This is a genomic window from Peribacillus sp. CSMR9 (assembly GCF_033141925.1).
GTDB lineage: Bacteria > Bacillota > Bacilli > Bacillales > DSM-1321 > Peribacillus > Peribacillus simplex_A.
In genome coordinates this window covers 1-11,951 of the sequence record NZ_JAOPHO010000091.1, presented here as the reverse complement: position 1 = coordinate 11,951, position 11,951 = coordinate 1, and the positions used below count along the sequence as shown (strand labels likewise).

General features: G+C 37.2%; 8 protein-coding genes and 4 pseudogenes. 3 read left to right on the top strand and 9 right to left on the bottom strand.

Annotated features, from left to right (window positions below; translation table 11 throughout):
* Positions 1–286: 286 nt before the first annotated feature.
* From N9I19_RS22510 to N9I19_RS22495, 3 genes and pseudogenes are all read right to left on the bottom strand, one after another.
* On the bottom strand, positions 287–1,531 hold the full coding sequence (locus N9I19_RS22510; RefSeq protein WP_283917733.1) for a serine hydrolase domain-containing protein: 1,245 nt from the start codon (positions 1,529–1,531) through the stop codon (positions 287–289).
* A gap of 87 nt (positions 1,532–1,618) precedes the next feature.
* Positions 1,619–1,846, bottom strand: a complete 228-nt coding sequence (locus N9I19_RS22505) for a hypothetical protein (protein ID WP_317779035.1) — start codon at positions 1,844–1,846, stop codon at positions 1,619–1,621.
* 667 nt (positions 1,847–2,513) lie between these two features.
* Positions 2,514–3,663: pseudogene (locus N9I19_RS22495) on the bottom strand (IS3 family transposase).
* Positions 3,664–4,545: 882 nt separating this feature from the next.
* Here N9I19_RS22495 and gntB point away from each other — a divergent pair.
* The gene (gene gntB / locus N9I19_RS22490; protein ID WP_317779034.1) at positions 4,546–5,532 is read left to right on the top strand and encodes a guanitoxin biosynthesis L-arginine gamma (S) hydroxylase; all 987 of its coding nucleotides are present in this window, start codon (positions 4,546–4,548) and stop codon (positions 5,530–5,532) included.
* Entirely contained in the window at positions 5,529–6,449 is a 921-nt protein-coding gene (locus N9I19_RS22485; protein WP_317779033.1) for a DMT family transporter, read from the top strand. The genes gntB and N9I19_RS22485 overlap by 4 nt, the downstream gene beginning before the upstream one ends.
* Positions 6,450–7,231: 782 nt before the next feature.
* Here N9I19_RS22485 and N9I19_RS22480 read toward each other — a convergent pair.
* Positions 7,232–8,149 (bottom strand): annotated as a pseudogene (locus tag N9I19_RS22480) (IS110 family transposase).
* Between the two features lie 182 nt (positions 8,150–8,331).
* Between N9I19_RS22480 and N9I19_RS22475 the strand changes: the two are divergent.
* A pseudogene (locus N9I19_RS22475) lies at positions 8,332–8,838 on the top strand (IS110 family transposase); the annotation flags it as partial.
* A 57-nt stretch (positions 8,839–8,895) separates the two neighbouring features.
* Here N9I19_RS22475 and N9I19_RS22470 read toward each other — a convergent pair.
* The 5 genes and pseudogenes from N9I19_RS22470 to N9I19_RS22450 all read right to left on the bottom strand — a co-directional run.
* Entirely contained in the window at positions 8,896–9,390 is a 495-nt protein-coding gene (locus N9I19_RS22470) for a cysteine hydrolase family protein (protein ID WP_317779032.1), read from the bottom strand.
* 141 nt (positions 9,391–9,531) lie between these two features.
* Entirely contained in the window at positions 9,532–9,906 is a 375-nt protein-coding gene (locus tag N9I19_RS22465; protein ID WP_317779031.1) for a VOC family protein, read from the bottom strand.
* Positions 9,907–10,182: 276 nt separating this feature from the next.
* Complete coding sequence (locus N9I19_RS22460) at positions 10,183–10,344, bottom strand: hypothetical protein (RefSeq protein WP_275730236.1); 162 nt, start codon at positions 10,342–10,344, stop codon at positions 10,183–10,185.
* Positions 10,345–11,097: 753 nt separating this feature from the next.
* The gene (locus tag N9I19_RS22455) at positions 11,098–11,439 is read right to left on the bottom strand and encodes a hypothetical protein (RefSeq protein ID WP_317779030.1); all 342 of its coding nucleotides are present in this window, start codon (positions 11,437–11,439) and stop codon (positions 11,098–11,100) included.
* A gap of 190 nt (positions 11,440–11,629) precedes the next feature.
* Positions 11,630–11,917: pseudogene (locus tag N9I19_RS22450) on the bottom strand (VOC family protein); the annotation flags it as partial.
* Positions 11,918–11,951 lie beyond the last annotated feature (34 nt).

Below are 11,951 nucleotides of genomic sequence, written 5' to 3'. Positions count from 1 at the left end.
GGGTTCTAGAAAAAGGACATAGAAAACCCCGAATAAGGGACTTTTTTTACTGTGTCCATTATTCGGGGTATAGTTCACTTTTTTGTTTTATAAAGGTAAATCAAAATTTAGGTCTAACCTTCTTAACTAATGTAGATTTGAAACAAAGTTTGATCAAATTAATCTGATAAATGAATAAATAGAAAGAGCATGTTTTAAAGGCAACTTTTGCTTCCAATCGGCCGCCAGGGGGCTGACCGTTGGGTGTCGTGGGTTGAGGGCGGGCGTACCAGGCGCGGGCTCGGTGTCAGTCTTCGATTGCTTGGTAGACCATGGTCCAGAAGTCGTGGATAAGCCGCGCTGAATCCGGGGTGGACATCCCGACCTGGGTGAGCAGGATTCCGGTGAGCTGTTTGTCCGGGTCGGCGTACGTCGTGGTGCCGGTTCCACCGTCCCAGCCGAACTGGCCGATGGACGCGTAGTCACCACGGTAGGTGCGCACCGCCATCCCGAAGCCCCAGCCGCCGTGCTGCCCTTGGCCGTGCGACAAATGGACGTTGTTTTTGGCCAGGGCGTCTCGGGCGGCTTGTTGCTCGGGCGTGAGGCGGTTGGTGGTCATCAGCTGGACGGCGGGCCGGGACAGGATCCGTTCGGTCCCGTGCATCCCTTGGTTCAGCAGCATCCGTAAATACGCGTGATAGTCGTCGACGGTTGAGAGCAGACCACCGCCGCCTGCTTGGAATGCTGGAGGTCGGCTGTAGCGTCCGCCTGCGGCCTCGTCCCACACGATGAACTCTCCGGTCTGCGGATCGGGGTTGAAGGCGGGCGGCAGCCGGTCAATCTTGTTGGCGGGCACGTAGAAACCAGTGTCCTTCATCCCCAGCGGATCGAGGATGCGTTCGCGCAGGAACGTCTCGAACGTCTGACCCGTGACTCTGGCGACGAGCACGCCGAGCACTTCGTTGCTGACGTGGTATTGCCACCGCTCTCCGGGCTGGTAGCTCAGCGGGAGTGTGCCCAGGCGGCGCATCCACTCATCCGGCTCGGGCAACTCCGCCCCCGGCGTGTCGTATATCCCACTCTCGAAGATCGCGTTCTGGATCGGGGAGCCCATCAACGTAATATCCACTCCGAGCCCGAACGTGGAGGTCAACAAGTCCCGTACGGTGATCGGCCGCCGTGCCGGCACGGTATCGTCCAGCGGGCCGTCGGCCCGTTTCAGCACCTGCCGGTCGGCGAGTTCGGGCAGCCACGTATCTACTGGGTCGTCCAGATGCAGCTTGCACTCGTCGAGCAGGATCATCACCGACGCGACCGCGAGCGGCTTGGAAGTGGACGCCAACCGGAAGATCGTGTCCCGGCGCATCGGCGCGCCACCGTCATGGCGCATCGTGCCGATCGCTTCGACGTGCGTCTCACCGTACCGGCTGACCAGGGCGACGAGCCCAGGAATCTTCCCGGACTCGACATGCCGTGCCAGCACGTCGCGCATTCTGCGTAGCCCTGTTTCGGATAAGCCAGTGTTGCTTTGTCCCGTTGTAATCTTTTTCATTTGGTTTCCCTCTCTTTACTTTTTTATCAGCCCTATTGTTCTACAAATTCTCTTTTGTTATCAATGTTTGAAAGCGTGTTCGACGCATCAAAGAGACTGAATATTGGCAATCAAAAGATGACTCACATCCTGTTCTGGGTGATCAGAATCGAGAAATGTCCTGCACTTAGCATAGAGCCATATGTTCATCGGACGTTTATTCTCGGTTTCATCAAATTCAAAGTCACCATTATTCCGTAAGTAATCTTCTTTGACCACCGTTGTCTTGCCCGCCCCATTGGAGCCGAGCAGGGCGAAAATACTGCCCTTATCCATTTAAGCTCCCACCTTCACTTTCCATAATTATGTATATTCTAGAAGTAAATACAAATTCCTTCTTCACCTATCCTGCCCCGATAGTTGCATAAAGAAAAAGGCTGCCTCAGCAACCCCTGTTATTGAAGTAAAGCACCTGTTAGTTCTATAAATTATTTCATTGGCCTTGCAACTTCCAACATTTTATTCCTTGATACCCGTGAGCTCCCCATTTCTACATAAGTTCCTTCTTGTATCCAATGAAGTAAACCACCAGTAATAATTTCTCCCTTATTATCTACCTCACCACTATTACCCCATTCTACAGACCGTTTATATCTACCTGCTCTGCATTAATGTTCATTTCTTTACTACTCTTAGATGAGTTAGAAGATTCCTTACTTTGCTCAATACCAATTAGCAAATGTTTATCGTTGCTATCCATATAGTGCAATCTAAAATTAGTTATTTTATCTTTTTCATCCCAGGGGTATGTTTTTATTTCTAACGTCCAATCATTAGGAATATTTTGAGGAACAACTACTTTAAAATCAACTTTCCTCTTGATTTTAGAAAGAGTTATACTTTCGTGATTATATTTGATTTCTTTAGCTTGAACTATTAGTGGAATGTTTTGAATAAGAATAATGGATTTGAGTCAATATTTTGGACACAAAAAAGTTAAATCTTAAGCTGTATTTCTAATTTGATCTTCAATGGCTTGTGGAGTTTTATATCCTAAGCTGCTGTGAATCCTTTTTCCGTTATACCAACCTTCAATAAATTGGAACATCGCTAATTTAGCTGTTTGATAGTCTAGATATTGCACGTGGTTGACTTCTTCCTTTTTTAATAGGGCATGAAAAGATTCAATACAGGCATTATCGTACGGGCAACCTTTCTGACTAAAGGATTGCTTAATATGATGGTTTTGGATATGTTGAGTAAACTCACTGCTTGTATATTGTGAGCCAAGATCCGTATGAAGAACTAAGCCCTTCGAGGGCTTTTGTGAAGAGTGAGCGTTATCGAAAGCTTTTATGACCAGTTCTGTCGTCATAGAACGTGAAAAGGAATACCCTACTACTTTCTTAGAATCAAGATCCAATACAGAAGCTAAATAACACCATCCGTCTTTTAACGTGTGGATATACGTAATATCAGCTACCCATTTCTCATTAATGGTCTGGGTGGTAAAGTCTCGTTTAAGCAAATTATCTAACTGAATAACTTTTTCTTTAGATGGATAAGGACGGTATTTTTTCTTCGTGATAGAACGAATACTCGCCTTGCTCATTAAGCGTTGAACACGTTTTAGACTTAGAGAATATCCTTTGGTTAATAGGATTTGATGTATTTTGGGAGCACCATAACGCCCCTTGCTTTCAAGGTAAATGAGATGAATTTGCTTCATTAGTTCTTTGTTTTCCTGTTCGCGATTGGACGATAAGTTGAAGAGACTGATAATGGCTGCTTCTTGGGATTTCTAGTATTTCACACATCTTCTGTACGGGATATAAATTCTTATGTTCCTCGATAAATTCGGTAAGATCTGTCTCGGTTACTTTTTTGCGAATATGGCCATAGCCTTTTTTAAGATTTCAACTTCCTGCTTTAACCGAAGGTTTTCCTTCTGTATAGCGGCTAATTCCTTCGGAGTCATGGACTCTTCCCCTAAACCGATAGGGGTAAATTCTTTAACCCATTTATAAATTGTTACATCTGATACACCATTATTCGCCACTTAATTCTCTTACTGAATTACCCGAGTGATAAAGATCTACAATGGTCTTCTTGAATTCATTATTATATTTCTTCCCTGTATTCTTACGTTCCAATACGAACACATCCTCTCAAAAATCATTGTAAGGACTTAACTAAAATGTGTCCATGAAACTATACTAACTCCACTAATTCTGTTATCCTTAGTAGTTTTGTTTCCATTTAGTATTCCTACCTCTGTGTGTAGTAAATGTGTCCCTAGTAAGGGTGATGACTGGTAGCTAGCCTTTCTCCATCGGCATTACCCAATTTCATTGGTACTACGCTGCTATCCGACTCCCTACAATCGGCATTTGGTTTCCTTGCTTGTTATCACTTGTACACCATACTCTTCTAAAAAAAGAAAGGAAAAGACCGGTAGGGTCTCCCGAGTTGCCGCATCATATCAATGTATAACGTGCCAAGGTCTCTGACTCCAGAGAGGTTTTACCCTTCTTGCCTTTAACGAAAGGTAAAATGTAGCTTTCTGCTGTGCGTAAGGCATCAGCCCTCTCGATTTACTAACATTATGGAGCTCTATCCCTTCAACCATTTGGCTTTCTGCTAGCTATCTAGCTGTCTACGCTTAAATACTAAATTTACCTTTAGCCCTCCAAGACTCGCTACGAGCGAATGGCTAGTTCTTACTCGACGGGAATCCCACCCGCTATATGATACGACCTATGCTCGGCCGCACACGCACCCGTTAGTTAAACAAGCACCACCTCTTCTATTTCACATATTCATATTAAATATGAGATTATATTGCATATGAAAATTTATATATATTTGTAAAGTTAATATTATATAGGGAAAAATAGGTTTTATTGTTGTTTTCTGTATGTTTATGTAGTTCCTATTGTAAATTAAAGATACGGTCTTGCTAGAGAGAATGTATGAGAGCACGCTTAACAACGCTTTAAGTGGATGTGTGAAAAATTATTAGGGGAGGTTATATATTGGCAAGTTATGAATACCACAATTTTTCTAGTGAAGTGAGAGAAGAATTAAGACCATTGTATAAGTCAAATAACTACAGAGGAATAATCGGAGTCTTGTATGACTACTTTATAATTGGATTATCTATATTTTTAGGAGAATACAGTATATGGTTTTATTTACTATCTGTACTTATAATTGGATCTAGACAAAGAGCTTTAGCAACAATACTTCATGATGCTTCACATCTATGTTTGTCTAAAAGCCGAAAGCTGAATTACATATTAGGAACGTACTTTTCAGGCTATCTTATTGGACAAGAATTTAATATATATAAAGATTCCCATGTTAAGGGACATCACACCCATTTAGGAGATCCAAATAAAGATCCTGATTATCAATACCATATAGAAGCAGGATTGTATAAGTTACGAAATAGCAATCATTTTCTCATTAAATATGTATTAAGACCCTTATTTTTATTAAATATTTTGAGCTACGCTTATTACGTTTTTAAATACAGAATGTTACAATTAAAACAATATCCTAAGCAATTTACCGCTATGGCAGTGATGTGGATTGCAATTATTGGTGTACTAGCATACTTTGACTCTTTAAAATATCTCCTTCTTTATTGGATTATTCCGTATTTCACGTCTTTTATGGTTATTGGCTGGTTTATTGAAATAGCAGAGCACTATCCATTAGTATTAGAAAATAAAAAGAGTATTAAAATGACCCGTAATAGATATAGTCATTGGATTGAAGCTTTCTTTCTAAGTATTCATGCAGAAAATTACCATTTGACTCATCATCTTCAAGCTAGTATTCCTTATTGGAATATTGCCAAAGCACATAAAATTATGATGAAGGATAAAATGTATAGAGAACTAAATAAAAAAATGGGAGGGGTTTTTATTTCTTCTAACTCTAATCCACCATTAATTTTCGATTTAATCAAGAATAACAAACTACCTATTATAAAAGCATCAAGGAAAAGCGCATGAAAAACACATACACTCTAGGCATATTTTTGGCCTTAGGAGCAGCAATTTTAAATGGTACCGTAGGAATACTTAGCAAAGGTTTATTTTCAAGTGATTTAACGCCAGCAGCTGTCTCATTTTATAAATGTTTTATTGCTTTTGTTTTCCTTTCAATCTTTGCTGTTTTTAATTCTGATTTCAGAAAAAATATCATTCTATTAACGAAAAATATTAAGGCTATTGCGCTTTGCTCCTTTTTAGGAATATTTGTTTTATATTTTTTCGAAACCACTGCTTATAACTATGCTGTTGTACCTTTTGTCGTGTTTCTTCTATTAGGTTCATCTGTTTTAACAACTTTTGTGTTTAGTTCTTTATTATTAAAGGAAAAAAAGAACAAGTTAAAGTATGTAGGATTATTCTTATTGATAATAGGCTTAATAATAATGGCACTTGCACAGGGGGCTACTGGAGGTCTTTCAAAGGGAGCAATTCTTGCAGGTGTTGCAGGTGTTGGTTATGGTTTATTTTTAGTGTTAACAAAAAAATTCTCTTTAGATGGCGGTTTATCATTAATTTGGTATTTCATGTTATTTGGGGTATTTTATTTGTTTATTCCTTTCTATAGAGAAGGAATAGTTGCGCCAGAAGTAAGTTCAGTTCCATCCTTAGTAGCATTAGCAATCTTTCCTACTATAGGAGGCTTTTACTGTACAACGAGAGCTCTTAACTATTTAGAAGCTAATAAAGTTCAGTTCTTAGAATTAAGCGAACCTATATTTGCCACTATATTTGCTTTTATTGTCCTTAGGGAATTTGTACAAGGAATAGAATGGTTAGGAGCCTTTTTAATTTTAATTGCTATTTACATCTCTGAGTACTCACCCAAACCAAAAGCAAAGGCAGAGAACTTAAATCAACATCAATCAAAATTATAAAGAGATGTAGACTAAACAAATATCTGACATAAAAAAATTAGTAAACTGTATATTAATATGAACACTGTTAATTCACCATAAAACAAGAGGGGTTTAAACTCAGCCTTGAACTGATTTAGGCGAAAAAAGACGGGGAGAGCATAAAAACTCATTCAAATCTTTAATGTACATAATACAGAATATAGGCAATCAATAAACACAGAAGAAATATTATTTCAAGGCTATTGGTTTAGTTCCTGATGCTCACTCTATGGAACTGAATACCGAAACAAAAAAGTTAAGTTTCGTGAGTTAACAATTAAAAAACAAGTTTCAATGTTAGAATCTTATAAATTTAATTTCAATTAATTACTGAGGGTAAACCAGTTACAGGGTTTGCTCTTCTTTTAGTGACCTGATTAACCTTACGGGTAACCCCCATAATGAGGTATCTCCTTCCTTTACCATATCATGGATATATCTGGGGAAAGTACTGAAAATTTTTTTGTTTCTATAGCTTTAAAACAAAGTTTGATCAAATTAATACAAGAAACCTTGATAAATGAATAAATAGAAAGGGCAGGTTTTAAAAAAGATGAATCCTTATACTATTAAATTGGATTATTCTTTTATAAAAAAGATTGATCATCTTTGTGTTCCTTAATCAAATAAACCAACTAATAGGATGTCAATATCTTTCTCTAAAATTTCCATTTCCCTTATGATATACTATTTTTGTTCATGACAAATAACCCTCCAAAACCCTTTTGGAAGGATTTTTCTCTGTTTCACAAAACCGTTAATTAGGCTAAATCTAGGAACGTTTCTTTTCTCTTTAATAAAGCGTAAATCCAATGAAGCAACTTATTCATACAGGCAACGATCGCCACTTTGGCCGGTTTTCCTTCTGATTTTTTCTTATCATAGAAGGCTTTAAGCTTTTTGTTCCTTGAACTTCTTATGCCGCATAGTACGGCAAGATACAGAGAATGACGTAGTCTGCTCGAACCTCTTTTTGTAATACGATTAATGGTTGCCGTAAACTTACCCGATGAGTGGACACTCGGATCTACTCCAGCGAAAGCAACCAGTTTTTTCGGATGATTAAACCGATCGATTTCACCAATTTCAGAGATAATCGTGGCTGCGATTTTTTCTCCGATACCGGGAATCGATTGGATGATCTTATATTTTTCCATTTCATTTGCCAGGGCCACTATACGATCTTCAATAAAGAAACACTTGATCTAAAATGGTGTGAAAATGAAGTTTAGCTTCCACATACATATTCGTTATGATTTCCTGTTGTCTTGACAAATTCCGAAGGTCTAATAGCTAATTCCTCTAATACTATGAGGTTCAAAATCCTCTTTGTAATACAGCACACACAACTGGTACGTATCGATAGCGTCTGATTTTACCTTCCGTAAACTGGACTTCTTTGCCTGATAAGAAATAATCGGGTATAGTAAGATATATAGAATCCCTTGTTCCTCCAGTTATTGAATAACGGGAGAATGGTAATGCCCTGTAGATTCTAAAATGATCATAGGCATCTGCCCTGTCTCCTCTTCAATTTCTTTTAGAAATTCTAAAAAATAATCTAACTCCTCATTGATATGCTTCATTGAAAAGCTCTTCCCATACGGTTTAGATTGATCTAAGAATGCCTGAATTTGGCTCTCTCCTTTTCCCACATCCAGACCAACAACTGGATTCATTATTTTTCCCTCCTCTACTTACTAACCAGTACCCGTTAGCATTCCTGTAGAGCATTAATTATCGGCTTTGAAAAAAACAGAGCCCCTCAGTATGATGAGAGTACACACAAACCAAAACTCATCTTAAAGAGGAAGCCAGCCCTACTATGAATTTTAAAATGCAAAACAAATAAAATCAACTAATTGAGAGAATTACGCATCAACATCTAGTTGTTGGTGTGGATATTGCCCAACACGTACACGTGGCACGTGCTGTAAACTATCGGGGCATTGTGGTCGGGAAACCTTTGTCTTTTGAAAATAACGAAGAAGGTTTTACTCGATTACTAAACTGGATCAAGGAACTAAAACACATAAAAAACCTAGACACAACGATAGTCGGAATGGAACCTACCGGTCATTATTGGATGAACCTTTCAAAGTGGCTAGTCAAACAAAACATCGATGTCGTCACGGTCAATCCTCACCATGTCAAAAGAAACAAAGAAAATCGTGATAATACGCCATCCAAAAGTGATAAAAAAGATGCCCTTGTCATCGCTGATATGGTGAAGAATGGCTACTATGCCTTCGTTCGTTCCACTTCAGAATCATTTGAAAAACTTCGTGTCCTTATGGCTAACCGAGATGTGATCGTTAAGCGTCTTGTTAGCTCCATCAACCAAATTAATCGCTGGGTGGATTTTATGGCCATCGGAGCAGGGTATTTGTTAAGGACTACTCATCTTGATAGAAGCAATTCATTTCTATAAAAAAGTTAGAAATCTATTATTCCAGAGATTCTCATGATGTTCAATGATTGTTTTTGGTCCTAGAAGATCACTATTAAGGGTGGTAGTTAACCCTTTTTTCATAAATAATTTATATCCTAATCCATGAGCCATTCTAATAGTTGTATCTACACAATATTCAGTTTGTGCGCCACAAATTTCGAGTTTATTTATATTTAATTTCCTTAGTTGTTCATTCAAATCAGTCTTGTAAAATGAGTTTGCATGTGTTTTGTTGATATAGATATCTGTATCTTTAGCATCTAATTCCGGAAATAGTTGCCATTCTGGAGAATTAAGAACCAGATCACTATCATTATGTTGAACAAAAATTATAGGATTGTTTTTTTCTCTAAATAAACGAATTCTTTGATTAACCCCATTTAATACATTCGTTAAGCTATAAAGTGGAACATTTTCAGGCTGAACACCAATTTGCAAATCAATAATTATTAATGCTGTATTTTCCATAATTATTATTCTCCTCATACCTTTTTTAATAATTAATTTACTAGGTCAAAGAGTACTCTTCAACTATCCTGCCCCTTTAGTTCCATAACAAAAGGAGCTGCTGATCAACTCCAGGCATGTTAGAATGCAATAAGAAAGTGTTTACCCTTTAATCCACTCTAACAATTCCATACGGTTACCAAAAGGGTCGGAAATATAGAACCTTTTGGCACCTGGAAGTTTATCGTCATCCATAACATCAATACCGTTTGTTATCAGATGTTTTCTTAATTCCTCTATATTTTCTATTTCAAAAGCAGGATGTGCCTTTTTGGCTGGATAAAATGGTTCTTCGATTCCTATATGTATTTGATAATTTCCAAATTCAAACCAAACCCCGCCACGTTTCTTTAATTCTTCAGGTTTTTCAACTTCTTCAAAACCTAAAATATTCTTAAAAAATTTTCTTGCAGTGTCCTCACTATCTTTAGGAGCAGCGAGCTGAATATGGTCAATTGATTTAAAAATAAAAGGCATTTATATCCTTCTCCTCTGACTTCAAATGGATATTACTTTTGCTATTTCCAATTCTACGCCAATTGGAATGATAAGGAAATTTTAAAATTGTTAATTATAACCATAAGCCCTCCTTATGGAAATAAATCTTTTGTTCTTCAACTAAATTGCCCCGTTAGTGCCATAAGAAAAAGCCGCCTTAAAGACAGCTCTGATCTTCAGCTAACACACCCTTTAGTTAAATAATAAAAAAAGTGGTGGCAACTTTCTCTTATGCTACTCCTAAATCCCATTTATTCATTTAGTAAATATCCACCATAATATAAGAATTATACACATTATCCCCCAAACTGAAGATTGAATTTTGGTACTTTTTTTACTTTCCATATTTCTTGTTATATAAGCCAGAACAAATCCAATTAAAATATTTGCAATAGTTATACCAAATAATAATTCCACTTTTCAACCTCCTACTATAAGCTGATAATATAGCCAATTTATATAGAGATATTTACGCAAAATTTCATATATTCTTCCCTTGAAAAAAAATCCAATTGATATCTATTGTCTATCATAAACCTAGTTGAATAAATCTGCCCTTTTAGCTGCAAAAAGAAAAGGGGATCCTTCTTATAGAACTAACGCACCCGTTAGTTTAAGTGTAAATTTTCACATTTTATATAGATTTTCTCGACAGCCTGTCTATACTTTTGTGTCGTTTTCTTTATTCTTGAGATGCCAAGATAAACGAAGAAGATACTAATTCAATAAATTTGAAAACCCCTTGCTATATATACTAGCGAAGGGTTCATTTTTCTTAAAATCATTTGTTGATTAATATTCTTCTCTTTACTTACTCACGGGAAGATTCATATTCATATACTATACAAAATAATACTGTTAAGACTGCTACACCACCATATTGAAGAAGAGTAGGTACACTTTTCAAAGGATTTGTAAGTAAGTTTGTAAAAGTGACAACAGTAAGAAGCACAGTGTGTAATAATAAAACTAAACAAGATAGAAAATGTCTTTGCTTTATACAAGTAACTCCCACCCATATACCTACACCTATTAAGATTATGCGTATAGGATACTCAATACCTATGGAGAGTGTTTTGGTCCAAAAACTAGTATTTAATATCAAACTGTTTTGTAACATTTCTCTTCTCCTCATTATCTTTAGCTGAACTAGAATTTTTATTGTTCCTTTTATTTCTCGTTTAATTGCTCTAACCACTCTATAAACCAATCTTGAGGTAACTTTACTTTTGAGAGGTCTAAGTTCTGCAATTCTTTTAATGAGTAAGTATTTACCAAAAATAAATCCCATTGACATTCAATATCTCGTGCTATTCCAAAAGCTATTTCATCAATTTCATTAAATTCCCCAGCTTCATCTTCCTCAAAAGCCATTGTGAGGTTATCACACCACTTAATTAACTCATATTGTGAAAATCTGTTTTCTTTTCTACATACAGTATTTAACAAGTTCTTTAAGTTTTTGGACGAGAATGGAAAATCTATAGTGGTTTCATTCCAGTTCCAATTCATATAAACATCCCCTATATCAACTGGATTACTTACTATCCTCATCACCTTTCAACTCTCTATTTTATAACATTTTCTTATTCAACTAAACTGCCCCGATAGTTCCATTAGAAAAAGGCTGCCGCAGCAACCCCTATTAATGAACTAACGCACCCGTTAGTTCCATAAGAAAATAAATTAATTATGCAATCTATCATTTTAATTTACTTTTAGTTAATTCCTCCCAATCCTCAAAGGACAACTTATCAGTAATATGTTTTAAATTATTAGGAACTTCAACATAACACATCAATTCTAAACTGTTACCATCTGGGTCCTTGAAGTAAACTGAAGCATTACTTTGATGTGGCCGAATAAATGGCTCAATAGATTTTCTACTACCAAATGGCACAACCTCAACTTGCATAGATTCTAACCATTTTAAAGACTCTTTTAAATCTTCATATGAAACTTGAAAAGCAATGTGTCGTAAAGAAGGGTGGCTTGATATTATTGGGGATTTTTACTTCGTCAGG

Coding starts and splice junctions, on each gene's coding strand:
- N9I19_RS22455 (WP_317779030.1), bottom strand. CDS start 11,439: ATGAATTGGAACTGGAATGAAACCACTATAGATTTTCCATTCTCGTCC.
- N9I19_RS22465 (WP_317779031.1), bottom strand. CDS start 9,906: ATGCCTTTTATTTTTAAATCAATTGACCATATTCAGCTCGCTGCTCCT.
- N9I19_RS22505 (WP_317779035.1), bottom strand. CDS start 1,846: ATGGATAAGGGCAGTATTTTCGCCCTGCTCGGCTCCAATGGGGCGGGC.
- N9I19_RS22485 (WP_317779033.1), top strand. CDS start 5,529: ATGAAAAACACATACACTCTAGGCATATTTTTGGCCTTAGGAGCAGCA.
- N9I19_RS22510 (WP_283917733.1), bottom strand. CDS start 1,531: ATGAAAAAGATTACAACGGGACAAAGCAACACTGGCTTATCCGAAACA.
- N9I19_RS22470 (WP_317779032.1), bottom strand. CDS start 9,390: ATGGAAAATACAGCATTAATAATTATTGATTTGCAAATTGGTGTTCAG.